20 protein-coding genes are annotated in these 25,268 nt (G+C 68.2%); 12 read left to right on the top strand and 8 right to left on the bottom strand.

The window, feature by feature from the left end:
- Window positions 1–47 precede the first annotated feature (47 nt).
- Window positions 48–1,058 (bottom strand): zinc-binding alcohol dehydrogenase family protein, encoded by a 1,011-nt coding sequence (locus J2X34_RS06240; RefSeq protein WP_114722754.1) that lies wholly within the window; start codon window positions 1,056–1,058, stop codon window positions 48–50.
- A gap of 274 nt (window positions 1,059–1,332) precedes the next feature.
- Between J2X34_RS06240 and J2X34_RS06245 the strand changes: the two genes are divergently transcribed.
- On the top strand, window positions 1,333–3,699 hold the full coding sequence (locus J2X34_RS06245; RefSeq protein WP_429516379.1) for a phosphoketolase family protein: 2,367 nt from the start codon (window positions 1,333–1,335) through the stop codon (window positions 3,697–3,699).
- An 18-nt stretch (window positions 3,700–3,717) separates the two neighbouring features.
- Here J2X34_RS06245 and J2X34_RS06250 read toward each other — a convergent pair whose 3' ends face one another.
- The 4 genes from J2X34_RS06250 to J2X34_RS06265 form a co-directional block, all read right to left on the bottom strand.
- Window positions 3,718–4,575, bottom strand: a complete 858-nt coding sequence (locus J2X34_RS06250; RefSeq protein ID WP_114722698.1) for a mycofactocin-coupled SDR family oxidoreductase — start codon at window positions 4,573–4,575, stop codon at window positions 3,718–3,720.
- A gap of 112 nt (window positions 4,576–4,687) precedes the next feature.
- Window positions 4,688–6,211 carry an RsmB/NOP family class I SAM-dependent RNA methyltransferase gene (locus J2X34_RS06255; protein ID WP_114722697.1) on the bottom strand — a complete coding sequence of 508 codons (1,524 nt, stop codon included), beginning with the start codon at window positions 6,209–6,211 and terminating at the stop codon, window positions 4,688–4,690.
- On the bottom strand, window positions 6,208–7,131 hold the full coding sequence (fmt, locus tag J2X34_RS06260) for a methionyl-tRNA formyltransferase (protein ID WP_429516380.1): 924 nt from the start codon (window positions 7,129–7,131) through the stop codon (window positions 6,208–6,210). Before fmt ends, J2X34_RS06255 begins: the two co-directional genes overlap by 4 nt.
- A gap of 128 nt (window positions 7,132–7,259) precedes the next feature.
- A complete protein-coding gene (locus tag J2X34_RS06265; protein WP_181818831.1) occupies window positions 7,260–8,966 on the bottom strand; it encodes an alpha/beta hydrolase in 1,707 nt (568 codons plus the stop codon).
- A 104-nt stretch (window positions 8,967–9,070) separates the two neighbouring features.
- Here J2X34_RS06265 and J2X34_RS06270 point away from each other — a divergent pair, with 104 nt between their 5' ends.
- From J2X34_RS06270 to J2X34_RS06310, 9 genes are all read left to right on the top strand, one after another.
- The gene (locus J2X34_RS06270; protein ID WP_114722695.1) at window positions 9,071–9,277 is read left to right on the top strand and encodes a hypothetical protein; all 207 of its coding nucleotides are present in this window, start codon (window positions 9,071–9,073) and stop codon (window positions 9,275–9,277) included.
- Between the two features lie 498 nt (window positions 9,278–9,775).
- Window positions 9,776–11,074: a nucleotide sugar dehydrogenase gene (locus J2X34_RS06275; RefSeq protein WP_181818830.1), complete on the top strand. Its 1,299-nt coding sequence runs from the start codon at window positions 9,776–9,778 to the stop codon at window positions 11,072–11,074.
- A 43-nt stretch (window positions 11,075–11,117) separates the two neighbouring features.
- Window positions 11,118–12,113: a dTDP-glucose 4,6-dehydratase gene (locus J2X34_RS06280; protein WP_114722693.1), complete on the top strand. Its 996-nt coding sequence runs from the start codon at window positions 11,118–11,120 to the stop codon at window positions 12,111–12,113.
- Between the two features lie 38 nt (window positions 12,114–12,151).
- A complete protein-coding gene (locus tag J2X34_RS06285; RefSeq protein WP_429516381.1) occupies window positions 12,152–13,174 on the top strand; it encodes a glycosyl hydrolase family 18 protein in 1,023 nt (340 codons plus the stop codon).
- 127 nt (window positions 13,175–13,301) lie between these two features.
- Window positions 13,302–15,089 (top strand): glutamine--fructose-6-phosphate transaminase (isomerizing), encoded by a 1,788-nt coding sequence (gene glmS, locus J2X34_RS06290; RefSeq protein WP_114722752.1) that lies wholly within the window; start codon window positions 13,302–13,304, stop codon window positions 15,087–15,089.
- 107 nt (window positions 15,090–15,196) lie between these two features.
- Complete coding sequence (locus J2X34_RS06295) at window positions 15,197–16,723, top strand: polysaccharide deacetylase family protein (protein ID WP_220181933.1); 1,527 nt, start codon at window positions 15,197–15,199, stop codon at window positions 16,721–16,723.
- A gap of 117 nt (window positions 16,724–16,840) precedes the next feature.
- Window positions 16,841–17,596 (top strand): hypothetical protein, encoded by a 756-nt coding sequence (locus J2X34_RS06300; RefSeq protein WP_220181932.1) that lies wholly within the window; start codon window positions 16,841–16,843, stop codon window positions 17,594–17,596.
- A gap of 49 nt (window positions 17,597–17,645) precedes the next feature.
- On the top strand, window positions 17,646–19,016 hold the full coding sequence (locus tag J2X34_RS06305; RefSeq protein ID WP_429516382.1) for a glycosyltransferase family 2 protein: 1,371 nt from the start codon (window positions 17,646–17,648) through the stop codon (window positions 19,014–19,016).
- A gap of 67 nt (window positions 19,017–19,083) precedes the next feature.
- Window positions 19,084–19,725 carry an MspA family porin gene (locus tag J2X34_RS06310; RefSeq protein WP_114722688.1) on the top strand — a complete coding sequence of 214 codons (642 nt, stop codon included), beginning with the start codon at window positions 19,084–19,086 and terminating at the stop codon, window positions 19,723–19,725.
- A 141-nt stretch (window positions 19,726–19,866) separates the two neighbouring features.
- Here J2X34_RS06310 and J2X34_RS06315 read toward each other — a convergent pair whose 3' ends face one another.
- Window positions 19,867–20,529, bottom strand: a complete 663-nt coding sequence (locus tag J2X34_RS06315) for an ANTAR domain-containing protein (protein WP_181818828.1) — start codon at window positions 20,527–20,529, stop codon at window positions 19,867–19,869.
- A gap of 522 nt (window positions 20,530–21,051) precedes the next feature.
- Entirely contained in the window at window positions 21,052–22,026 is a 975-nt protein-coding gene (locus J2X34_RS06320) for an esterase/lipase family protein (RefSeq protein ID WP_429516433.1), read from the bottom strand.
- Between the two features lie 241 nt (window positions 22,027–22,267).
- Between J2X34_RS06320 and J2X34_RS06325 the strand changes: the two genes are divergently transcribed.
- Window positions 22,268–23,284, top strand: coding sequence for a magnesium and cobalt transport protein CorA (locus tag J2X34_RS06325; protein ID WP_114722685.1), 1,017 nt, complete (start codon window positions 22,268–22,270; stop codon window positions 23,282–23,284).
- Between the two features lie 64 nt (window positions 23,285–23,348).
- Window positions 23,349–23,696 (top strand): EthD domain-containing protein, encoded by a 348-nt coding sequence (locus J2X34_RS06330; protein ID WP_114722684.1) that lies wholly within the window; start codon window positions 23,349–23,351, stop codon window positions 23,694–23,696.
- On the opposite strand, the gene J2X34_RS06335 is transcribed toward J2X34_RS06330, so the two are convergent.
- On the bottom strand, window positions 23,693–25,243 hold the full coding sequence (locus J2X34_RS06335; protein WP_114722683.1) for an MFS transporter: 1,551 nt from the start codon (window positions 25,241–25,243) through the stop codon (window positions 23,693–23,695). The two genes, J2X34_RS06330 and J2X34_RS06335, sit on opposite strands and share 4 nt — an antisense overlap.
- Window positions 25,244–25,268: the final 25 nt, after the last annotated feature.

The raw sequence follows: 25,268 nt of genomic DNA on the forward strand, positions 1-25,268 counted from the left end.
CACCCGTCAGTCCACGCTAGGACACCCCCGGCGTTCACGGCGCCGGTTCACGGGACGAGCACCGCGGCTCCCCCGAACACGCCGCCCGCCAGATCCGCGAGCGCCCGGTCGGCGGCGTCGAGCGAATATCGGTGGGCGCTCACCCGGAGCCGGTGCTGCTGCGCGAACGCGAGGAACTCCCGCGCGTCCTTCCGCGTGTTCGCGGTGACACTGCGAAGCTGCCGTTCGCGGAACAGGTGCCGCTGATAGTCGAGGGGCGGAATGTCGCTCAGGTGGATGCCGGCCAGTGCGAGCGTGCCGCCGGCGTCGAGCGCCTCCAGCGCGGGCGGCACGAGGTCACCGGTCGGCGCGAACAGGATGGCCGAATCCAGCGGTTCCGGCGGCGGGTCCGCGGCGCCCTGCACCGATGCCGCACCGAGACTGAACGCCAGCTCCCGGGCCTCCTCCCCACGCGTCATCACGTGCACGCGCGCGCCGCGCGCCAGCGCGACCTGCGCGGTGAGATGCGCACTGCCGCCGAACCCGTAGATGCCGAGCCGGCCACCCTCGGGCAGATCGGCGCGCAGCAGCGACCGATAGCCGATGATGCCCGCGCACAGCAGCGGCGCGAGTTCCACCAGCGGATAGCCGGTGGGCAGTTCCAGCGCGAAGTCGGCCGGCACGGTGGTGTACTCGGCGTAACCGCCGTCGGCGTCCCAGCCGGTGTACGTCGAATAGGGACAGAGGTTCTCGTCTCCGCGCACGCAGTAGCGGCAGTGTCCGCACGTGCTGCGCAGCCACGGGACGCCGACGCGCTGTCCCGGCGTGAACCGTCCGGCGTGCTCGCCGAGGTCCTCGCCGACGCCCACGACCTCGCCGATCACCTCGTGCCCCGGTATGACGTTGAGGCGGTGCGGCGGCAACTCGCCTTCGACGACGTGCAGATCGGTGCGGCACACACCGCACGCGAGCACCCGGACCAGCAGTTCGCCGCTGTTCGGTCGGGGCAGAAGTTCCCGGCCGATCTGGAGCGGGCGATCGGTGAGTGGACCCGGTCTCGTCGTCCGCCAGGCACGCATCATGGTGGTCGACGTCGTGGTTCGTGAGGTCCGCGAGTTTTCAGTCCGCATACGAGATCCGTACTTCGTGTCGTCGGCGCCGGCCGGAACCGGTGCGCGGCACCTGTGGACGATGCCGGTGTCGCTTCTTCCAGGATGCCTGGTTCGGTGGCCCGGCGACAGGGGCAACCGGAGGTACCGGTCAGTGTGGGCCCACCCGCGGGTCGGCCCTGGCAAATGGAGCCGACAACCGTCAGGATGGAGAGACCTTCGCCTCGACCGGAGGAGCCGATCCGTGGACGAGCACCCGACCGACGACGATCTCGAACTGCTCCACCGGTACTGGATGGCGGCCAACTACCTGACGGTGGCCCAGATCTACCTGCGCGACAACGTCCTGCTGCGACGCCCGCTGGTACCGCCCGACATCAAGCCGCGACTGCTCGGACACTGGGGCACGAGCCCGGGCCTGTCCCTCGTCTACGCCCACCTCAACCGGCTGATCCGGCGAACCGGCGCGGACGTGCTGTTCGTGGCCGGTCCTGGTCACGGCGGACCCGCCGTCGTCGCAAACACCTATCTCGAGGGCACGTACTCGCAGTTGTACCCGGAGGTGAGCCCCGACGAGGCCGGACTGCGCCGACTGGCTCGGCAGTTCTCGACGCCGGGCGGGATCCCGAGTCACTCCGGCGTGGAGACCCCGGGTTCGATCAACGAGGGCGGTGAACTGGGCTACTCGCTGGCGCATGCCGCGGGCGCCGCGATGGACAACCCGGACCTGATCGTGGCGTGCGTCGTCGGGGACGGTGAGGCCGAGACCGGTCCGCTGGCCGCGTCGTGGAAGGTCCCGTTCTTCCTCGACCCGACCCACGACGGCGCGGTACTGCCCGTTCTGCACCTCAACGGCTACAAGATCTCCGGCCCGACGGTCCTCGGACGACGCACCGACGACGAGGTTCTGGCTGTGCTGCGCGCGATCGGCTGGGACGCGGTGGCGGTCTCCGGTGACGACCCGATGCAGGTACACCGCGACCTCGCGGAGACGCTCGATCGCGCGCACACCGCCATCGCGCGGATCCGGGACGATGCGCGCCGGTCGGGGTTCACCGAGCGGCCGCGGTGGCCGGCGATCGTGCTGCGCACGCCGAAGGGCTGGACGGGACCGGACATCGTCGACGGCGTGCAGGTCGAGGGCACGTTCCGAGCGCACCAGGTACCGATCGCCCACGTACGCGACGACCCCACGCACCTGCAGACGCTCGAGCAGTGGATGCGCTCGTATCGGCCCGAGGAACAGTTCGACCCGCAGGGCCGCCTGGTCCCCGAACTGGCGGCGCTGGCACCGTCCGGTGACAAGCGGATGGGTGCGAACCCGCACGCGAACGGCGGGCGACTCCTGCGCCCGCTGGATCTGCCCGCACCCGACCGGTACGCCGTCGAGGTGCGCGTGCCCGGCGCCGTCCACCACGAGACGACCCGTCCGCTCGGCGAGATGCTGCGCGACATCTACTCGGCCAACCCCGACGACTTCCGGTTGTTCTGCCCGGACGAGACCAACAGCAATCGGCTCGGCGCCGTCTTCGAGGTCACCGACCGCTGCTTCGTCGGCACCCTGATTCCCGGCGACGACCATGTCGGGCACCACGGCCGGGTGATGGAGGTGCTGTCGGAACACCTGTGCCAGGGCTGGCTCGAGGGCTATCTGTTGACCGGCCGGCACGGGCTGTTCGCGACGTACGAGGCGTTCGCGATGGTGAGCGCGTCGATGACGATCCAGCACACCAAGTGGCTCGAACGCGCCCGCTCCCTCGACTGGCGGGCCCCGGTCGCGAGCCTGAACATCCTGCTCACCTCGACGTGCTGGCGCAACGACCACAACGGGTTCTCGCATCAGGGGCCCGGGCTGATCGACACGGTGCTGTCGCTGTCCGGTGGTGTCACCCGCGTGTATCTGCCACCGGACGCGAACTCGCTCCTGATCGTCGCCGAGCACGTCTTCGCCACCCGCGACTGCGCGAACCTGCTGGTGGTCGACAAGCAGTCGCACCCGCAGTACCTGACGCTCGAGCAGGCCCGGGAGCACGTCGGGGCCGGGGCGTCGGTGTGGGACTGGGCCGGAAGCGAGACCGGCGACGGCGCGGCACCCGACATCGTGCTGGCGTGCGTGGGTGACGTCCCCACCGAGGAGACGCTGGCCGCGGCGGCACTGCTGCGTGGGCACGTGCCTGAGCTGCGGGTCCGGGTGGTCAACGTGGTGGACCTGATGTCGATGGCGCCGCCCGACGTCCATCCGCACGGCCGTTCGCACGAGAACTTCGCACGCCTGTTCACCGAGGATGTGGACGTCGTCGTCGCGTGGCACGGCTACGCGCGGTCCTTCCACCAACTGCTGCACGGCCGGATGAATCCGGACCGGTTCCACGTGCGCGGCTACACCGAGCAGGGGTCGACCACCACGCCGTTCGACATGGTGGTGCTCAACCACATGAGCCGCTACCACCTGGCGATCGAGGCGCTGCGCCGGTGCCGACGGGAACCCGACGGCGCCGCGGATCTCACGGGCTACTGCGAGCGGATGCTCGAACGGCACCACGGATACGTCCGCGAACACCTCGAGGACATGCCGGAGGTGTGCAACTGGGTCTGGCCGGAACCGGTGTGAGGCGGGCCGGCCGCGCGGTCAGATCCCCAGCTTCATCCCCGCACCGGCGTCCACCCGCAACTGTTGGCCGGTGACGAAGCGCGACTCGTCGGACGCGAGGTACACCACCGCGTGCGAGATGTCCTCCGGTTCGACCCACGGCGTCGGCATCGCCTGCATGAACGGGAACGTCACCTTCGCGTCCTCGGCCGTCGGGTTCTCGAGATCGGGCCGGAACGTCCTGTACATCGGCGGGCTCTGCAGCATGTCGGTGTTGACGTTGGTGGGGTGGATCGCGTTGACGCGGATCGAACTGGGACCCAACGTCAGCGCCAGGGACTGCGTGTACGTCCAGATCATCTTCTTCGCCAGCCCGTAGCCGTCCCCGCCGGGACCCTGCATCGCCTGCTGGCCGTTGATCCCGATCTGCGGCACCAAACCCGCGACCGAACCGGTGGCGATGATCGACGCCCCGGCGCCCAGGTACGGCATCGCGGCGTGGATGGTATTGACGACGCCGACGAAGTCGACGTCGAACGCATCGACGAAGCCCTGCACCGGCACGTCATTGCCCAACGGGCAGATTCCCGCATTCGCGACCACGACGTCGAGCCGCCCGAGCTTCGAAACCGCTTCGGCGAGTTCACGTTCCAGAGCGATCCGATCCCGGACATCGACCTTCGCGGCAACGACACGGCTGCCCGCCTTCTCGACGAGCCGCGCCGTTTCCTCGAGATCGGCCTCCGTGGCCAGCGGGTACTCGTTGCTCTCGATGTCGGCACACACGTCGAACGCGATGATGTCCGCGCCCTCGTCGGCGAGGTGGACGGCGTGGCTACGGCCCTGCCCGCGCGCGGCGCCCGTGATCAGAACGACTTTCCCGGCAACCCGATTCATCAGTCCTCCTCCGTGCCTGCCCACAGTGGGTGACGGGCCGCCACCCACTGTGGATTACAACACGTTGCAGTGTGAATCGGAACACATTCCGAGCCGCGGGCCCGGGCCGGAATCAGGACCCGGAGGCCCCGGCGTCGTCTGCAGGCCGCTGCAGCGCCGCCATGAACATCGCATCCGTCCCGTGCCGGTGCGGCCACAGCTGGACCCCGGGCCCGTCGCCCAGGCCGGGCACCCCGGGCAGCAACTCCCGCGTGTCGAGCGGGATCGCCCCGTGCCGGCGCACGGCGTCGGCGACCACGGCCACCGTCTCCGACACGTGCGGCGAGCACGTCGAGTACAGCACCACCCCGCCGGGCCGGACCAGCTCGAGCGCCGACGCCAGCAGCTCGCGCTGCAGCTTCACCAGACCCGCCACGTCCGCCGGCTGCCGCCGCCACCGCGCCTCCGGACGTCGACGCAGGGCGCCCAGCCCGGTGCACGGGGCGTCGACGAGAATCCGGTCGTAGCCGCCGTCCAGACCGGGGTCGCGACCGTCCGCGACGTGCACGTCGACGGGCAGCTCGCGGGTGGTCTTGCGGATCAGGTCGGCACGGTGCTCGACGGGCTCCACCGCGTCGAGGCGTCCGCCCTCGATCCCTGCCAACGCACCGAGCAGCGCGGCCTTGCCGCCCGGGCCGGCGCACAGGTCGAGCCAGCGTCCGCTGTCGGGCCCGTCGATCGGCGCGAGCGTGAGCGCGCGGGCCACCAGCTGGCTGCCCTCGTCCTGCACGCCCGCCAGACCCTCCCGGACCGCGTCGAGCAGACCGGGATCACCACCGTCCAGGTGGACCGCGTACGGCGAGTACGGTCCCACCTCGCCGCCGGTGATCAGAGCCAGCTCCTCCGCCGAGATCTCACCGGGCCGGGCGACCAGGTGGACCGCCGGACGGGCGTCGTCGGCAGCGAGGACGGCCTCGAGCTCGCCCGCATCGGCGCCGAGGGCGTCGGCGAACGCCTGCGCGATCCACGTCGGGTGGGCGTACCGGAAGGCGAGGTGTCCCACCGGGTCCACGGCGGCGTCCGGGGCCAGTTCGGCCACCCACTGGTCCTCGGTCTTCTCCGACACCCGGCGCAGGACGGCGTTCACGAAACCCGCCTTGCCCGAACCCGCCTCGGCACGAACGAGATCCACCGACGTCGCGACCGCGGCGTGCGACGCGATGCGGGTGCGCAGCAACTGGTAGGCGCCGAGTTGCAGGACGTCGAGCAGCGGGCCGTCGATCTCCTCGATCGGGCGGCCCGCGCACTTCGCGATCACGGCGTCCAGCAGACCGCGGGCGCGGGCGGCGCCGTACGCCAGCTCGGTCGCCAGGGCCGCGTCGCGGCCGTCGAGCCGTCGTTCCCGGAGCAGCCCCGGCAGAACGAGATTCGCATAGGCGTCGCGTTCGCGCACCGCGCGCAACACGTCCCGGGCCGCGCGCCGCGACTGGTCGACCGACGCCTGCGCCGGATCCGGCCGCTTCGCCTGCCGCGGCCGGTTGTTGTCACCGCTCCGGCCGCCCTGACCACCGCTGCCGCCGCGGCCCCCGGTGCGGCGGCCGCCCTGGCCGCCGCCCTGTCCGCCGCCGGACCTGTTGGGTCGCCTCGACTCGCTCACTGTGCCCGAACCTCTCCGTCGAGACGCGCACCGCGCGCCCAGTCGACCGCTGCCATCTGCTTCTTGCCCTGCGGCTGGACCTGATCGAGCCGGACCGCCGTCGTGGAGGTGCCCACGTAGAAGCCGTCCTTGCGGACCTCGATCTGCCCGGGCCGCAACGTCTCCTGCGCCAGCGTCACGGGTCCGACCTTCACCCGCAGATCCCCGATCATCGTCCACGCCCCGGGAGCGGGAGTCACCGAACGCACGTGCCGGTGGACGGCGAGAGCCGGCTGGTCCCAGCGGATTCGGGCAGACTCGACCGACACCTTCGGCGCATGGGACACACCGTCCGGCGGCTGCGGGACCGCGTGCACGGTGCCGTCCTCGACACCGTCGAGCACCGATTCGAGGAGCAGCGCGCCGCTCTCGGCGAGGCGCCCGAGCAGGGCCCCCGCCGTGTCGGTCGTGCGGATCGCCTCGGTCACGACTCCATACACGGGTCCGGTGTCCATACCCTCGTCGAGATCGAAGACCGTCGCGCCCGTCATCTCGTCGCCGGCGTTGATCGCGGCCTGCACGGGAGCGGCACCCCGCCACGCGGGCAGCAGCGAGAAGTGCAGGTTCATCCACCCGTGCCGCGGAACGTCGAGCACCGGGCGCGGCAGCAGGTTTCCGTAAGCGACCACCGGGCACGCGTCGGGCTCGAGTTCCCGCAATCGCGCCAGGAACTCCGGGTCCGACGCCGACGCGGGCGTGAGCACCTCGATGTCGTGCTGGTCGGCGAGCTGCCCGATGGGCGAACGGACCAGCTTCCGCCCGCGACCGGCGACGGCGTCGGGCCGGGTCACGACGGCGACCACCTCGTGACGTTCGGAGTCGATCAGCCGCTGCAGCGACGGCACGGCCGGTTCGGGCGTCCCCGCGAAGACGATGCGCATCAGCTCCGGGCCTCCAGGTGGTCGGAGCGGGTGGGCGAGGTGTTCACGAGGGCGGCTCCCGGAGCATCGAATCCCGGCGGTGCCGGAAGAAGGTTCACTCCGGGATTCTACGGACCCGAAGGAGCAGCTCAGCCACCGGTCAGCGCCGCCTCCACCCGCTCGGTGTCGGCGTCGGACCAGCCGTCGGGCTGCAGGATCCGGGCCCACATGCCGGCGGCCTCCGGACCGTACGAGTGCCCGTGGCCTGCCGGGACGTCCGCGGAGAAGATCATGTCGAGCGTCACCTGCCAGAAGGTGACCAGCGGCAGCCAGGACATGTTGGGATCGACGTCGCGTCCACGCGGTTCACGCAACCAGTCCGGCTCGTTGAACAGCAGCGACGGCGACCACCACACGATCGGGTCGCTCGCGTGCTGCCAGTACACGACCCGCCGCGGACCCCACTCGGCGTCGAGGTCCAGGTCGCCGGGCTCGGACGCGAACCGGACCGACCTCCCGTCCTCGACGATCGGAAGGATCTCCGGGGATCCCGGGTCGCGGTCCGCGGTCACCTCCCGCCACTGCGGCGTGAAGTTCGGCGTCCCCACCCACAGGGCACCGTCCACCCGCGTCGCCATGTCCTGATAGCCCGCGAACGCGTTCTGGCCGCCGTACGAACCGAGACTCTCCCCGAACACGACAAGCTTGGGCCGGGTCTCGACGGGCAGGTCGATCCAGCGCGCGAACACGGCGTTGAACAGGGCCCGACCGGCCACCTGCGGGGTCTCCCGGTCGGCGATGAAGGCCAACGGGCTCGGCAGGAAGGAATACTGCATCGACGCGATCGCCGTGTCGCCCGCTTCGATGTACTCCAGCGACGATGCGACGTTCTGGTTCACCCAGCCCCGGCCGGTGGTGGTGTTGACCGCGAGCACTCTTCGTTCCCACGCCTTGGTGCGATCGAGTTCGGCGACGACGAGATCGGCGACGCCGGCGACGGAGTCGGCCGATTCACGGCCGGCATAGACCCGGATCGGCTCCTTCGCGGGCCGCCCCGTCACCTCGGTGATCCGGTCCGCGCCGGGGCCGCGGCCCACGAAGGTGCGGCCCTCCTGCCCCAGGGTGTCCCACGCCTGGGCGGACGCCGGTGATCCGCTCCGCTCGGGCACTGTCGGTTCCTCGACCCCCTCCGCAGTCGCGGTGTCGGCGCCCGAGAAGCTCCAGTTGGCGAACGCGATCAGGCCCTTGTAGAGCGCACCGTTGACGACCAGGACGGCGATCACGACGGCCACCAGCAGGCCCGCCACGTTCGCCGCGGGCCGGGGCACCAGGCGTCGGGCCAGGTCGGTGAGTTTGCGCGTCCCCTTCCGGATACCGCGCCCCGCCTCGAGGAGCACGAACCACACCGCGACTGCGATGAGGAACACGAGCAGGATGTTCCCCTGGTTGGTGTGTTCCAGGCCGACGAGATCGCGAACGTAGTTCTGCCACACCGCCCCGAGCACGAGGAACACCGGAACGAGGATCACCGCGGCGACTCCGAGAATCCACCACCCGATCCGGCGCGTCCGCGCCGACCACGCCGGCTCGACGCCGCACGAGCGCACGATCCACGCCGCGAGGCAGCCGACGCCGTACCCGAGCGCGACCGAGATGCCGGTGGCCAGCCCTTGCAGATACCAGGCGCGCGGGAGCAGCGACGGGCTCATCGACCAGGTGAAGAACACGAGAGCGACGGCCAGGCCCACCGGATTCGAGCGACGCACACAGCCGCGCAGTTGGGTCCAGAACCGTCGGATCACCGGCCGTACAGGATCGGCGACGCCTTCGGGGGCTCGCTCGGGGGCGGTTGTCATGCGCGGAACGATATGCGCGACGATGCCACGAGCGCTGGACCGGCCCTCCCGCGGCGTGTACACCGGAACTACGGGTCATCCCTGTTGCGCCCCTGGAGGCAGACATGTCCGGCATCGCAAGCAAGTTCGACAAGGCATTCGAGTCCCGGCCCGTCGACGACCTGGCCGATGCGCCGGTCACCGCCCTACGCGGCTTGAGCGAGTCCGATGCCGAGCACCTACGGGCGGCCTTCGGGATCAGCACTGTCCGGGATCTCGGCACCAACAAGTTCTTCCGCTGGGCCCAGGCGATCGCCGAACTCGCCGAATAGCACGAGCACCCCGGTTTCGACGCAGGTAGACGTCACCGCACATACCGGAACATCGACCCAGGCGTCCGATACCACGGGTTCGCCCCAAATTTCGTGCGCCACGCCGATTCTCGCGAATCATATTTTTGCGATTACAGCGCGAAAGCGAACTTGCTCGAGGTAACTTTCGACTCGACCCCACTGCCCCAGCACCCCGGCAGGACAGGGCATCTCACGGGCCACCCCAGCAAACCGGTGGCTTCACATTCTCGGACCAGCGCCTCGATCAGCCCAGCGTCGGACAGATCGGCGAGACTGGAACCAGATCTCTAATAGGCACGAAAAACATTGTGCAACAAGATGATCTGATCCTTCACCAGCACCTGATCGGGTCGGCGGCGGTCTTGGATCACCACGCGCCGGCCGATTCACCGCAGCCCGAGCACCCACGACTTCTCCGTAAGGGGTACCGCCATGCTATTGAGGGATACGAAGCCCGGCCACACTGACACGATCGGAATGGATCTACTCGAAGGCGCCGCGTCCGCGACCCGAAAGGGGTTCGCGTTCGATGTGGCGATCATCGGCCTGGGGTATGTCGGGCTTCCGACTTCACTGGCGTTCCACGCCGCCGGTTGCAGGGTACTCGGCATCGACATCAGCGAGAATCGGCTCGACATCGTCCGCCGACAACGCGCCGATCTCGTCGACGCGGACCGTCGTCGACTCGCGGACGCGCTGGAGGACCCGGGATACGCGACGACCGGCGAGATCGCGCGCCTCTCCGACGCCGCCGCGGTGATCGTGTGTGTCCCGACCCCGGTCGACGAGCACCTCACCCCCGAGCTCGGCATCCTTCGCAGGGCATGCAAGTCCGTCGTCGAGCATGCCGTACCCGGCCAGGTCCTCATCCTCACCTCCACGACGTACGTGGGCAGCACACGCGATCTGCTCGCCACCGAGTTGAGCGCGAAGGGGTTGAGGGTCGGAACCGACGTGTTCGTCGCCTTCAGCCCGGAGCGGATCGACCCCGGAAACGAACGGTTCCCCCACGAGGAGGTTCCGCGCGTCGTCGGGGGCACAACGGCATCGTGCACCGAGGCCGCGACCGCGGTACTGCACCGCTGTACGAAGAATGTCCACGGCGTCGAATCGACCGACGCCGCCGAGATGACAAAGCTCGTGGAGAACACTTTCCGAGCCGTCAACATTGCGCTCGCGAACGAGTTCGCGGAGATCTGCCGATCGCTGCGTCTCGACGTGATGGACGTGATCAAAGCCGCCGCGACCAAGCCCTACGGATTCATGCCCTTCTTCCCCGGGCCGGGAGTCGGTGGGCACTGCATCCCCTGCGACCCGCACTACCTGCTGTGGCAGTTGCGCAAGAAGCGGCTGAGCACGCCACTGATCGAACAGGCCATGACCGGCATCGCGGCCCGGCCTCACCAGGTCGCCGAACGCGCCCGGCAGACGCTCTCCGAGCAAGGCTGCGGGATCGTCGGTGCCCGAGTCCTCGTCGTCGGAGTCGCCTACAAGCCCAATGTCGAGGATCTGAGGGAATCGCCGGCGCTGGAGATCATCGCCGCCCTCCTCGAGATGGGCGCCGCGGTGGCGTACCACGATCCGAACTTCCCCATCCTGACTCTGTCCGACGGCACGGTGCTCACCGATGTGGCGGACCCGGGACGTTTCGAGGCCGATCTCGTGATCGTGCACACCGCACACGACGTCGTCGATCTCGACTGGCTGGCCACGGCGCCGGCGGTCCTCGACACCACCTATCGGCTGGATCGTCTCCCGCGCCGCGTCGCCCTGTAGCGAACGAGCCCGAAACCCCGGCGAACGAAAGGGATTGCGCACGATGAGAACCACAGTGACCGGAGGGGCAGGCTTCATCGGCAGTCACCTGGTCGAATACCTACTGCGGCAGGGCGACGAGGTCGTGGTGCTCGACGACCTCTCGACCGGCAGACTTGCCAACCTCGAATCCGTATCGGGCGCCGACGGATTCCGCTTCATCGAAGGCTCGATCCTCGACCGCGGCGCCGTCGACAGCGCGATCGGCGGCGCGGACCGGGTGTTCCATCTCGCGGCGGCCGTCGGCGTCCGGTTGATCGTCGACCGTCCGCTGGAGAGTCTGCGCACGAACATCCACGGCACCGAGACCGTCCTGGACGCGTGCCTCGACGCGGGATCGGTCCTGCTGCTCGCGTCGACCAGCGAGATCTACGGCAAGAACACCGCCGATGCCCTGTCCGAGGATGCCGATCGCATCCTCGGCTCACCGCTCACCGCCCGATGGACGTACGCGGCCGCGAAGGGGATCGACGAGGCGTTCGCACACGCGTACTGGCGCGAGTTCGGACTACGAGTGGCGACAGTTCGATTGTTCAACACGGTCGGCCCGCGCCAAACCGGCCGATACGGAATGGTGGTCCCGACACTGGTCGGACAAGCCCTGCGAGGCGACCCACTCACGGTCTTCGGGGACGGCCGTCAGACGCGATGCTTCTCGTTCGTCGAGGACGTCGTACCGGCGATCGTCGCGATTGCCGGCGAGCCCGCAGCATACGGCCGAGCCTTCAACCTCGGTGGAGCGCAGGAGATCTCGATCATCGAGCTGGCCGAGCGGGTGGTCGAGGTACTCGGCTCCGACAGCTCGATTTCCCTGGTGCCGTACGAGCAGGCGTACGCGGCGGGATACGAGGACATGCGACGCAGGGTTCCGGACAACCGGGCCGCCCGCGAGCTGGTGGGCTTCGAGCCTGTCACCGCCGTGGACGAGATCATCGCCCGCGTCGCCGCTGCACTGCCGGACACGGACACGGCCGGACGAGCGGTGGGCGCGCGCCGATGACCCCCCGAATCACTCTGCGGGATCGTCCACGGACGTGCATGACCGTCGCACTGGCCGCGACGGCCGCGCTCTCGCAACTCCATGCGGACGCGCGGGTGGTCGATCGACCCCAGTTACCGCTGGTGATCGGGGCGATTCCGTACTGGGACCAAAGCGCCGCGCTGACCTCGATGCGCACGTACGCCCGCTACATCGACGTCGCCTCTCCCTGGTCGTACTCGGTGTCCGCGGACGGCACGCCGACGGTGGCCGAGGGTACGAGGCCGGACGCCGATTCCGAGCTTGGCACGCATTCCGGCGACAGCAGTATTCGGACGATTCCCACGATCACGAACACGACCGACGGTCGATGGGACCGCGAGACCATAGCGAAGGTCCTGCTCGATCCGGCATTGCGCCGCGCCCATGTCGAGGCACTCACCGGCCTCGTCGAAGAGTACGGCTTCGACGGCGTCCAGATCGACTACGAGAACCTGTCGGCCGCCGATCGTGACAGCTTCTCCACCTTCGTCCGCGAATTGGGCGACGCGCTGCACCGGATCGACCGGGTGCTCTACGTCGCAGTTCACGCCAAGCCGAACGATACGGGCTACGGACCGCACAACGAGGCCCAGGACTACGCCGCGATCGCCGCGGGCGCCGACAGAGTGATCGTGATGGCGTACGACCGGCACTGGGCGACCAGCACAGCGGGGCCCATCGCCCCGTACGACTGGGTCGAGGAGGTGATCCGCTATGCCGTCACCAGGATTCCGCGGGAGAAGCTCGTTCTCGGAGTCGGGCTCTACGGCTACGACTGGGTCGGCTCGGCGGCAACACCGCTCACGTGGGCCGAGGTGATGTCGGTCGCGGAGGTGCACCGGTCGCCGATGCATTGGGACGAGACCAGCCTGTCCACCCACTTCACCTATGTCGTGGACGGGATCACCCACGAGGTGTGGTTCGAGAACGCACGCAGTGTCGAGGCCAAATCCGCACTCGCGCGGCGTCACGGTCTCGCCGGCATCGCGTTGTGGCGTCTCGGCGGGGAGGACCCGTCGATCTGGCGGCTCGGCCCGTGACCACATGCCGGGCACCGTCCGGGAGACCGGACGCTTCGGACCGCGGTTCGACGCCGGAGCACCCGGCGACATCTCGTCATACGACCGGCCCCGCCGGCGCGTTCCCTCTGGCTTCGAAGGATCAGCAATGTGCGGAATTATCGCTTGCCGGACCAATGGTCCCGCCCTCGACTACCTACTACCGGCACTGAAGCGGCTCGAATACCGCGGCTACGACTCGGTGGGTGTCGCCGTCCGCACCGACGACGGCGATATCGCCCGCCTACGGACGATCGGGCGTATCGGCGCTCTCGAGCAGCAAGTGACGCGATGGAACGGACCCGAGCTCGACGGACTCGGGATCGGGCACACGCGCTGGGCCACCCACGGCGGCGTCGACGAGGCCAACGCGCACCCACACCTGGACTGCACCGGTCGAATCGCAGTGGTGCACAACGGGATCATCACCAATGCCGAGGAGCTGGAGCGGGAACTCCGCGCGACCGGACATCAGTTCGCATCCCAAGTGGACAGCGAGGTGGTGACCCACCTCATCGAGGACTGTCTCACGGTCTCGGGCGACCTGTTGACAGCCGTCCAGCAGACGGTGGACCGGCTCTCCGGTTCGTGGGCGCTCGCGGTCCTCGAGCAGGGCACCGGCCGCCTCGTCGCCGCCGCGAACCGATCGCCCCTGCTGGTCGCTCGCGCCAGAGGTTGTGCCTTCGCCACGAGCGACTCGGCCGCGATCGCGGACTGGGTCGACGAGTTCCGCACTCTCGACGACGGGGACGTCGTCGAACTCGGCGACGTCTTCACCTGGAGCCACCACGGACTGCGGTGCTCACCGCCGCCGCTCAGGCGGCAGGCGTGGGACCGCACGGACATCAGTCTCGGCCGGCACACCGACTTCATGAGCAAGGAGATCGCCGAGCAGCCGGAGGTCGCCGCGCGCCTGCTCGCACAGATCGGCGGCGGCGTCGCCGACGGATCGCTGTGGTCCGGGCTCGGCCTCCCCCACTTCGACCGACTGCGCGTCGTCGCGTGCGGCACCTCGCTGCACGCCGGTCAGGTGATCGGCAACTGCGTGCGCGGGGCCGGCGCGATACCGTTCACCGCAACGGTCGCCAGCGAAATGCTGCGAGAGCACTCGGACCCGAACACGCTCACGCTCGCGATCAGCCAGTCCGGCGAAACCGCTGACGTCCTGCGCGCGCTGGACCTCCACGCCCCCGGCGACGGACCGCTGCTCGCGTTGACCAATTCCACACATTCGACGCTCGCCCGTCGCGCAGACGCGGTCCAGTCCTGTTCCGCCGGTCCCGAGATCGGCGTGGCGGCCACGAAGACTTTCGTATGCCAGGTCATATCGGGAGTCGCGCTCATGATGTCCGCAATGGTGGCGACCGAACGACTCGCTCCGGACATCGCCTCTCGGCTGATGCGATCTCTCAACGGCATCCCCGCGCGACTTGCGGCCGCGACCGAGGCGGCGCAGCAGCTGATCCCGCCGATCGTGGACGAACTGACCACATCGACCGGATTCGTTTTCCTCGGGCGCGGAGCCGGTGTGCCCTACGCCGCCGAGGGCGCGCTGAAGCTCAAGGAACTCACCTACCGCTGGGCCGAACACCATCCGGCCGGCGAACTCAAACACGGGCCGCTGGCCGTGATCGAGTCGGGGACCCCGGTCGTCGTCGTCGACCACGGTGACCCGCGCATCGCCGCGAACATCGCCGAGGTCCGGGCGCGCGGCGGGCGAATCATCACCATCGGCATCGAGGGAAGCACGGTTCCGGTGCTGCACCCGGGACCGGCACCGTGCGGTCCGCTCGAATCAGTCGTTCCGATGCAGGTGCTGGCGCGCGAGCTCGCCCTCGCGCTCGGCCGGGACGTCGACAAGCCCCGCAATCTCGCCAAGTCAGTGACCGTCGAATGATCCGCCGAACCGAAAGGCACAGTATGAACAGTCACAACTGGATATGCCCGGCCCGTCCCGGATCCCGGCATCCACGACCTCAACGACCTCCCGCCCGGCGCCGCCGCATGCTGGGGCTGGTCAGCGCCCTGGCCCTCCTCCTCGCCCCGACCCTGATCTCGGTCGGCGCCGGCGCGCCCGCCGGCGCCGCCGGAGCACCCACAGTGGTGAGCCTGACGTTCGACGACGGCAATGCGAATGCGACCGTGGCCGCCCAGACACTGCAGGCCAACGGACTGCGCGGGACGTTCTTCGTCCCGTCGGGCTACATCGATCAGCCCGGCTACATGACGCAGGCCGATCTCCACGGGATCGAAGCCGGAGGCCACGAGATCGGCGGTCATTCCGTCACGCACCCGGACCTCGCCTCGATGTCACGGGACGAGGCAACGAGACAGATCTGTAACGACCGCGTGAACCTCACCGGCTGGGGTTTCGACGTCACCTCGTTCGCGTACCCATTTGCGTCGGCGTCCGCCGAGACCGAGGCAATCGCGCGGCAGTGCGGATACAACAGTGCACGCGGGCTCGGGGATATCGAGACTCGATTCGGATGCCAGGGATGCGACCGCGCCGAAGCTATTCCGCCCCAGAACCCGTTCTACACGCAGGCGCCGGACCAGGTGGACAGCACCTGGACCCTCGCGGACCTGCAGAATGTCGTCACCAACGCGGAGAACAACGGCGGCGGGTGGATCCAGTTGACCTTCCACCATGTATGCGCCGGCAACTGCGATCCGGGCGGCCTGTCGGTCTCACCGGAACTACTCGATCAGTTCGCTGGTTGGCTTGCTGCACGGTCGACCGCCAACACGACGGTCAAGACCGTGCGTGAGGTGATCGGCGGCGCGGTGGCACCGACTGCACCCGGTCCCGTCGTGCCTGCCGCCGCCCCGGGCGTCAACGGAGCACCGAACCCCGGCCTCGAGACGGTCGGCGCCAACGGACTGCCCACCTGCTGGATGGCGGGCGGCTACGGCGTCAATTCACCGACGTTCGCCACGGTCCCCGAAGCACACGGCGGCAGCATTGCCGAGCGCTTGTCGATGACCGGCTACGTGGACGGCGATGCCAAACTGTTGCCCGTACTCGATCTCGGTGAATGCTCACCGGGAGCCGTTCCCGGCCACACCTATGCGCTGTCGGCCTGGTACAAGTCCACCGCCCCGACGCAGTTCGCGGTGTACTACCGGACCGCGGTCGGCACGTGGGCGTACTGGACGTCGAGCCCCTGGTTCGAGACCGCGGCCGACTATACCGAGGCCACGTGGACCACGCCGGCGGTTCCTGCCGGCGCGACCGGAATCAGCTTCGGGCTCAACCTGTTCGGTGACGGCCAGCTGCATACCGACGACTACTCGCTCACCGACACCGCGGTGCAGCCGTCCACGGGATCCTGGACGCTCGGCGGTGGCTCGGGCGCCGCAGCACCGGGCGATGTCGCGGCACCGGAACGCGGGATCAGGACGAGCCCCGACACCGACCGGATCGATCGGCGCGGGCCGATCGATCCCCGGCTCCACTACGTACCGGGGCCGGATGAACTGAAGCCCGGTCAGACCTTCCTGCCGGACGCAGGTCCGCTCGGGGACTAGTCCCGGCGTCCACCAACCACCGCCGACCGGCCCGAGGGTCGAATTTCGGACCGGTCGGCCCCTGGCGGGGACCGGCTGTCAGCACGACGAGGGAAATCCGAGCAGAAGGAGAACCACATGGCCCCCCACACCGTCACCAGGTTGCTGGGAGTGGTAGCGGTCGCAGGTGCGGCCGCCGTGACGGGTTGCGCGGCTGACGCGGCCCATGCCGACGATGCCGCCGAATACCCGTGGCACACCGACATCGTCGCGACGACGTTCTGGGTCGGCGAGATCTTCGACCCCACGGCCGAGGACGGCAGCCAGGTGATGTCGACGTACGACGCGAACTGGATCGAGAGCTACGGCGGGTGCGACGGCGTCTCGGCGGACGGGGACTGCCGGACGGAGCCCCGCACCGCCGACACCGGGTACTTCCCCAAGAACATGACGCCGCGGGAGAACCCCTTCTATCTCGATCTGCCCTTCGACGACGTCAACGACGAGACCGCCTTCGCGCAGCGCGGTGAGGTGATTCCCTGGGCCGACGAGTCTCCCTACCGCGAGCACGTCTCGGACCCCGCGTTCAGCCTGATGAAGAACCGCTGGGTGCGTCTGAGTAGCGGTGAAAATACGTGTTACGGCCAGATTGAGGATGCCGGGCCGGCGAACTACCACGATGCCGACTACGTGTTCGGCTCGGACGATCGCAGACCCGCCGACAACGAGTTCGACGGCGCGGGACTCGATGTCTCCCCGGCGCTGAACGGCTGCCTGGGATTCCGCGAACTCGACGGTCTGGGCGACCGCGTCGACTGGCAGTTCGTCGACGAGGACGACGTCCCTCCGGGCCCCTGGCGCACGATCGTCACCACCAGCGGCGTGCAGCAGTGATCGGTTCCGCTCTACACGACCCACTCATCCTTCGACACAAGGGGTTTCGATGGCGACTCTCATCTTGATCATGGTGCTCGTGTTCGGGATCAACACCCTCTTCTGGACGTCGGTCGGGATAGGGCGGGCGTTCACGTCCTGGTGGACCCGCTGGCGTGGAAGACCCTCCTCCGCCGCATCCGGTCCCCCGCCGCCGAATCCGGGCGACGTGGCCGTGCTGATCGCGGCGCACAATGAGGAACTCGTGATAGCCGAGACGATCGACTCCGCAGGCTCGCTGGTCCCCATGTCCAACGTCTTCGTCATCTCCGACGGATCGTCCGACCGCACGGTCGACATCGCCCGTGCTGCGGGCGCCCAGGTCCTCGAGCTGAACCCGAACCGGGGCAAGGCCGGAGCGCTCGCCGCGGGACTCGAGCATTTCGGCCTGTGCCGGCGATTCGAGGTGGTGATGCTGCTCGACGCGGACACCGATCTGGCGCCGGACTACCTCACCACCGGTCTCGCCCAGTTCGCAGAGCCTGGAGTGGTCGCCGTCGCGGGCCGGGCCACCACGATCGCCACGCCGGACCCGCCTAACTGGCTGGGTCGATTCCTGGTGGCATACCGCGAGCGGGTGTACATCGCGGTGCAGTACCTGCTCAAGTACGGTCAGGCCGCACGCTGGGCCGATGCCGTCACAATCGCGCCCGGCTTCGCCAGCATGTACCGCACGTCGGCACTGGAACACATCGATGTGAGCGCTCCCGGACTCGTCATCGAGGACTTCAACATGACCTTCGAGGTCCACGCAAAGCGTCTGGGCCGCATCGCCTTCCATCCCCGCGCCGCAATTGCCTACACGCAGGATCCCGACAGTTTCCGCGACTACGTCAAACAGATCCGGCGCTGGACCCTCGGGTTCTGGCAGACGCTGCGTCGCCATCGGCTCCACGCCGGCCGATTCTGGGTGGCACTGGCGGCATACGTCGCCGAATTGGTCACCAGCAGCATCCTGTTCGTGCTCCTCGTACCACTACTGGCTCTCTCGGTCACCGCACAAGTCGTCGGGAACCTCGGGATCGGAACCTGGCAACTGGCGCAGGTGCTGCAACCCCAGACGCTACTCCTCGGCGTACTGGTTCCCGACTTCGTGCTGACTGTGTTTGCCGCCGTGATCAGCCGCCGTCCCCACTACCTGCTGTACGCCCTCGCCTTCCCTCTCATGCGTGTCGTCGATGCCGCGGTCTGCTTGAGGACACTGCCGCTTGCGTGGAGCAGTCGAGACTCCGGGGTGTGGCGTAGTCCCGCAAGGCGTTCACGATCCGAGCCACCCGCCGACGACGTAGCGGCGACCTCGACGACACAGACCACACCACCGCGACTGCGCGTGGTCGGAGACCACCAACACGAGCATCAGTTCCGAGGCGAGATCGCCTGACGACCTCCGGCACTGCGAGCACAGCGCACGACCGCCCATATCCGCACTACAGGTTAGGAATGTCGCAATGAATTCGGTGTCAATCCAAGCTCGTCCTCGGCGGTCCGCCGCCTGGTCGGCAGCCGCACTCCTCCCCCTGGCGGCCGCGTTGGCCCTCGTCACGTCGGGTGCCGCGGAGGCAAGCGAACGAACGGCGCCCACCCCGGCCGGCACGTTGACCGTGACGCTGGCGAACGATGTCGTCGAACCGGTTCCGGGTCTCACACTGATGCCGACCTCGAGGGAGGGCCTCGTCTCGATCTCGGCCGTCGCCACCGCAACGGGTGCCGGTTCCCAGGACATCACAAGCGGCAACCTCGACGTCGGCTACCAGGTCGGCTGCGCGGTCGATGTGTCCGGTGGCGTGCAGCTCGCGATCGAGATGCTGGCCGGCCCGGCGATCACGTTCCTTCCCACGCCCGGATTGGGCATGAACTTCGGTGTCGGACCATCGATCCTGATCAACCCCAAGCTCGGTACCTCTCAGGACGTTTCACTCGGCAAGCAGGTGTCGTACGGGCCGGAGTCCGGCGTGTCGCTCGATGCGGCACGCGTGAAGATCGACGGATGCCTCGGTGACGTCACGATTCGGCCGTACGCCGTCTACACCGTGACCACCGATCGGGGAAGCCACTCGGTCGCGACGTACGGGACCTCGCGCCTCCTGTGACCAACACCGACCAACACCGACCAACACTGATCAGCTCCGGCCGGCTCCAGCCGGCGCTGCTGGCCCGCATCGGACAGTGCGGGCGAGCAGCGCCGGCTGCAACCATTGGCGCCGAGGCGCTGCGACCGCGGATCGAAGCGGCTACACGCGCAGCTCGAGAGTCACGATCGCTTCCGCGACGGTGCGCACGGTGGCATTGTGCGAGCGGGCGTGACTCCGGATGAGCTGGTAGGCGGCATCGACGCCGATACCGTTGGCGTTCGAGATGATCCCCTTAGCCTGCTCCACGACGACGCGGCTCGTCAGCGCCCGTTCGAGTTGTCCGGACAGTTGCTCGAAGTGACGTACCGCCGACCTCTGGGCCAGGTAGACGGACGCCATGTCGGCCAGCACGCCGACCATGGAGATCTCGTCCTCGAGCCAACACCGCGGCCGATCCGAAATCAGGACGAGCACACCGAGTGCGCGCCCGTCGTGCACGAGCGGGAACAGCGCCAACGCCGCCACACCCGATCGTCGAGCCTCCGCGACGAACAGCGGCCAAGACTCCCGGTGATCATCGACTGCCGCGATGTGCAGAACTCTCCCGCGGGCGATGGCATCTACACCCGGACCGTCCGACACCAACTGAGCCAGACGGTCGAGGGGCACGCCCCTGCTGGTCGTCGAAGTCGGCAGCCCGTCGAGATCGGCCACGACTCCGCCGCCGGTCAGGGCGAGCAGATCCGAAACCAGATCGACCAAACCCGCCAGCACACGGTCGGTTTCGGATGACGCCGCCTGCAGCTTCGTGAATCTCTCCACGACGGCCACAAAACAACCTTGATCAAACAATCGACAGTCCCCCTGTTCGAGAATAAGACACCCCGACATTGGAAGATCCGACAGCCACCCACACACAGGAGTGGCGCTGACACACATTCCAGCCGATTCGTAATAGCCTCGAGATACAGATCCGAACGAGCTGTTTCCTGCCCCCGCCTCAACAGCCTCTCCCCCGTCCCGATGACGCGACGTCCACCGAGAACGAGGAAGCCCTGCAGGATAAAGCCTATCGGGTTCAGCATGGATCCCGGAACCGATTCGGAGCGCATATTTGAAGCATCAAGGACCGGACACTCACACCGAGAAGTCCGCGAATACTGTAACAATTGTTCACATTCACCTGGAGCAACGAAGGCTTGGCTGACCAAATTTGATCTTGTTTATCCAACCTTGATCCGGAAGACATAATTGACGGCCCGGCAACTTTCGTCGAGTCCGCAGGCTTCGAAAATTCTGGCAACTAATGATCGACTGGAAAAACCGATCGACACCCGCGTTCGATCACGAATTGCTTTCGACGATCATATCGACAATTCCGGCACCGAGGGGCACCGGCGCACACGCGGCCGCAGGAACCGTCGGGTCGAGGCTCTGCAGAACGAGACCGAGCGCGAATGGGTCGTAGACCATATTGAAGTGCCCGCCCCGGTTCTCCGGACACAGGTCCTGGACCGACAGATTCACCGCCCCGGGGTCGCGAAGGGCGATATTCGTGTGGGGCTGGATCATCTCGTCGTAGCGCGACCCGATGGTCGTGTACTCCACTCCCGGCACGGTGTCGCCGCCGGCGTTGAGCGCGGCCAGGAACGACGATCCCTGCATCTGTTGGCTGATCGCCTCGGAGGTGAGAAACTCGGCGATCCGGTCGGGGTACGGAAGCATTCGCAACAGCGGCACGAGTCCGAACATGATGCCGCCGTAGGTGGGTGAAGCCACCCCTACCCAACGATTGACCGCGGCGGCGCCGTCGAGGCGATTGACGAAGTACCGTGCCACAGTGGCGCCCTGCGAGTAGCCGACCAGATCGACCTCCACCGCTCCGGTGGCCTCGCGGACCTGCTCCACGAACTTCCCCACCTCACGTGCGCTGTGGGCGATGTCGGCGCGGGCGTACTTCCCCGGTTTGCCGTCCGAACCGTAGTTGAGGCTGAACACGCAGAATCCTCGTTCGACGAGCATCGGCGACAAGGCCGCCCAGTCGGAGTACGAGTCCGAGTCGCTGCCGTGGACGAGGACCACCGGATTGGGGTGATCGCTTCCCGGACGGCAGCGAAAATCGTTCGCGCCCAGTGGAGCCGAGCCCGGATGTTCCTCCGCGTACCGCAGCGCCTCCGCGTGCCGGGTCTGGATCGGCCCCGGATCCACCGGCACCACGAAGGTGGGCGCCGAACCGTCGACGTCCGGCGCCGGGGCCGCCTGGGCCCCCGAGACCGTGACGACCGCCGCCGTCACCGCCGCCGCGCCGTTGGCGAGCACTCTCCCGAAAAGTTTCACCGCACACCTCACTTCGCCCGAACGACCGGTCGTGCCACTGCAGCGTGTCTAGCAAGATCACGCCCACTCCGCACGGCGGGCAGGCGCACCGACGGATAACGGTCTCGCCACGAATCTCCGCGCGAACGGCCCCGGGCACCGGACGATCACGGTCGCGCAATGGCGCACGAATCCACTTCCACATGGTGGAATTGGGGTCCATCGCCGACCGAACGGGGCCCGGATGACCATCGTGGACAACGCCGTCTACGTCGACGGCGCGCGGGTGGACAGCCCGACGTCACTGGACAACACCTACCGCACGATGCGCCGATTGGACGGGATGGCGTGGATCGGACTGTATCGCCCCGACGCCGCCGAAGTGGAGTCGCTGGCACGCGAGTTCGACCTGCACCATCTGGCCGTGGAGGACACGATCGCGGCGCACCAGCGCCCCAAACTCGAGCGCTATGACAAGACCTTGTTCGTCGTGCTCCGCCCCGCCCGGTACCTCGACGACGTCGAGAAGGTCGAGTTCGGCGAGGTGCACGTCTTCGTCGGACCCGACTTCGTCGTGACCATCCGACACGCCGAGGCCCCCGATCTCGCCCAGGTGCGCCGACGGCTCGAGGCGACGCCCGAACTGCTGTGCCTGGGCCCCGAGGCGATCCTGTACGCGATCCTCGACCAGGTCGTCGACGAGTACCTGCCGGTCGCGGCGGGACTCGAGAACGACATCGACGAGATCGAGAACCAGGTGTTCACCGGCGATCCGGCCGTCGCACGGCGCATCTACGACCTGTCCGGCGAGGTGATCGACTTCCAGCGCGCGACGCACCCGCTGGTGTCGATGCTCGAGGCTCTCGAACGCGGTTCCGACAAGTACCACGTCGATGTCGAACTCCGGCGACACCTGCGTGACGTCCTCGACCACACGATCCGGGTGATCGAGCGCGCCGACTCGTCGCGCGCGCACCTGCAGACCGCGCTCACCGTCCACGCGACACTCGTCGCTCAGAAACAGAACGAGGAGATGCAACGGCTGACCATGACCAGCCTCGCCCAGAACGAGGAGGTCAAGAAGATCTCAGCTTGGGCCGCAATCCTTTTCGCACCGACACTGGTGGGCACCGTCTACGGCATGAACTTCGAGGACATCCCGGAGCTGAGTTGGCAGTTCGGGTATCCGATGGCGGTCCTGCTGATGGTCGCGACATCGGTGACGCTGTTCTTCGTGTTCAAGCGTCAGCACTGGCTCTGACCCGCTTTCCGGTGAGCGAGATCACAGCTCGCCCCGGTGATGCTGAGCGACATAGGGTCCCGTCATGATCAAGGCCGTCGCACTGCTCGCCCGCAAACCCGGACTGTCGCACGCCGATTTCGTCGCGTACTACGAGGACAACCACTCGAAACTGATCCGACGTCTGCTGCCGCAGATCCGTGAGTACCGCCGCAACTATCTCGACCGCGACTCCGGGATCGGCGCGGACGGTGCAGCCGACCCGGACTTCGACGTGATCAGCGAGTTCGTATTCGACGACCGGGTCGCCTACGACGCCATGCTCGCCACACACGCCCGACCCGACGTCGCGGCGGCGATCGAGGCGGACGAGGCGAACTTCCTCGACCGCTCGCGCACCCGGATGTACGTCGTGGACGTGCGCGAGAGCTAGGGCAGGTCGACGCCCACGGGACCGGGCCGGGGCCGCAGCGTCAGCAGCGCCAGGCCCGCCGCCATGATCATCAGCACCGTGCCGATGCCCGAGGTGAAGCCGACGCCGGTGTCGAACGCGTGCCCGGCGGACTCGAGCAGCGCGGCGCCCTGTTCCGCCGGAAGGCCGGCCGCGACCTGATGGGCGCCGCCGAGGGTCTCGCGCGCGGTCTCCGCAGCGTCTGCGTCGACGCCCTCCGGAACGACGAGATTCGAACGGTAGGAGGCGCTCAGGATGGTGCCCAGGATGGCCGTGCCGAGGACCGCGCCGAGCTCGTAGGCGGTCTCCGATACCGCGGACGCGGCGCCGGCCTTCGTCGCGGGCACGCTCGAGACGATCAGGTCGTTGGAGATCGTCTCCGCCGCGCCGATACCGGCACCGAGGAGCGCGAACGCGACGAGGATCGGCGCGACCGAGCTCGGTGACGCGAACGCGAACACGGCGGCGTAACCGAGGGCCGACACCAGCAGCGCGACCACCACGACGGTCACCGGCTTCACCCGGCGGACGAGCGGGACCGCTGCCAGTCCCGAGACCACCATGACCGCCAAGCCCGGAAGCAGGCTGATGCCGGCCTGCATCGGGCTCTGGCCGATCACGAGCTGCAGGTGCTGCGAGACGAAGAACAGGAAGCCGACGAGCGAGAACACACTGAGCAGGTTCACCACCACCGCACCCGAGAAAGTGGGCACCGTGAACAATCGCACGTCCAGCATCGGATCGGGCCGCCGCAGCTGACGCCGGATGAACAGCGTCGTGGCGGCGACGCCGACGATCGCGGGCACCAGGGTGTACACGAGCGAGCCGTCCTTGGCGATGTTCTTGATCGCGTACACGATCGGCGCCAGCGCGAGCAGTGACAGCGCGATGCTGACCGGATCGATCCGGCCCGGGTTCGGGTCCTTGGATTCGGGCACGAAGATCGGCGCCAGGATCAGTAGCGGGACAAGCACCGCGATCGCGAGCAGGAACACCGAGCCCCACCAGTAGTGCTCGAGCAGGAACCCGCCCACGATCGGACCGAGAGCAGCACCGGCGGCGAAGCACGCCGCCCACACGGCGATGGCGAGTCGGCGCTGCGTGGCGTCGATGAAGATGTTGCGCAGCAGCGACAGCGTCGAGGGCATCAGCATCGCGCCGAAGAACCCGAGCGCGGCCCGCGCCGCGATCAGTGTCTGCGGGTCGGGGGCATAGGCGGCGAACGTGGACACCGCGGCGAAGCCGGTGGCACCGATGAGTAGCAGCCGCCGACGGCCGAACCGGTCGCCCAGGCTGCCCATCGACACGAGTAGGCCGGCGAGGACCAGCGGGTAGATGTCGATGATCCACAGCTGCTGCGCGGCGGAGGGGCCCAGCGTCTCCGTGATCGACGGCAATGCGAAGGCCAGCACCGTGTTGTCGACGGAGACCAGCAGCACCGGGAGCATGAGAACCGCGAGCGCGATCCATTCCCGCGGGCCGGCCAGGGCGGCGGGCTGGGCTCGTTCGATGCGAGTGTCGGTCGACATGAAAGCTTCCTGATCGTGGGGTGAG

This window comes from Rhodococcus sp. BE178 (assembly GCF_050433545.1).
Lineage (GTDB): Bacteria > Actinomycetota > Actinomycetes > Mycobacteriales > Mycobacteriaceae > Prescottella.

What these genes read in the sequence shown, in the direction of transcription:
- J2X34_RS06240 (WP_114722754.1), bottom strand. Translation starts at nt 1,058, where the DNA reads ATGCGTGCCTGGCGGACGACGAGACCGGGTCCACTCACCGATCGCCCG.
- J2X34_RS06250 (WP_114722698.1), bottom strand. Translation starts at nt 4,575, where the DNA reads ATGAATCGGGTTGCCGGGAAAGTCGTTCTGATCACGGGCGCCGCGCGC.
- fmt (WP_429516380.1), bottom strand. Translation starts at nt 7,131, where the DNA reads ATGCGCATCGTCTTCGCGGGGACGCCCGAACCGGCCGTGCCGTCGCTG.
- J2X34_RS06265 (WP_181818831.1), bottom strand. Translation starts at nt 8,966, where the DNA reads ATGACAACCGCCCCCGAGCGAGCCCCCGAAGGCGTCGCCGATCCTGTA.
- J2X34_RS06270 (WP_114722695.1), top strand. Translation starts at nt 9,071, where the DNA reads ATGTCCGGCATCGCAAGCAAGTTCGACAAGGCATTCGAGTCCCGGCCC.
- J2X34_RS06275 (WP_181818830.1), top strand. Translation starts at nt 9,776, where the DNA reads ATGGATCTACTCGAAGGCGCCGCGTCCGCGACCCGAAAGGGGTTCGCG.
- J2X34_RS06280 (WP_114722693.1), top strand. Translation starts at nt 11,118, where the DNA reads ATGAGAACCACAGTGACCGGAGGGGCAGGCTTCATCGGCAGTCACCTG.
- J2X34_RS06285 (WP_429516381.1), top strand. Translation starts at nt 12,152, where the DNA reads ATGACCGTCGCACTGGCCGCGACGGCCGCGCTCTCGCAACTCCATGCG.
- glmS (WP_114722752.1), top strand. Translation starts at nt 13,302, where the DNA reads ATGTGCGGAATTATCGCTTGCCGGACCAATGGTCCCGCCCTCGACTAC.
- J2X34_RS06295 (WP_220181933.1), top strand. Translation starts at nt 15,197, where the DNA reads ATGCTGGGGCTGGTCAGCGCCCTGGCCCTCCTCCTCGCCCCGACCCTG.
- J2X34_RS06300 (WP_220181932.1), top strand. Translation starts at nt 16,841, where the DNA reads ATGGCCCCCCACACCGTCACCAGGTTGCTGGGAGTGGTAGCGGTCGCA.
- J2X34_RS06305 (WP_429516382.1), top strand. Translation starts at nt 17,646, where the DNA reads ATGGCGACTCTCATCTTGATCATGGTGCTCGTGTTCGGGATCAACACC.
- J2X34_RS06310 (WP_114722688.1), top strand. Translation starts at nt 19,084, where the DNA reads ATGAATTCGGTGTCAATCCAAGCTCGTCCTCGGCGGTCCGCCGCCTGG.
- J2X34_RS06325 (WP_114722685.1), top strand. Translation starts at nt 22,268, where the DNA reads ATGACCATCGTGGACAACGCCGTCTACGTCGACGGCGCGCGGGTGGAC.
- J2X34_RS06330 (WP_114722684.1), top strand. Translation starts at nt 23,349, where the DNA reads ATGATCAAGGCCGTCGCACTGCTCGCCCGCAAACCCGGACTGTCGCAC.
- J2X34_RS06335 (WP_114722683.1), bottom strand. Translation starts at nt 25,243, where the DNA reads ATGTCGACCGACACTCGCATCGAACGAGCCCAGCCCGCCGCCCTGGCC.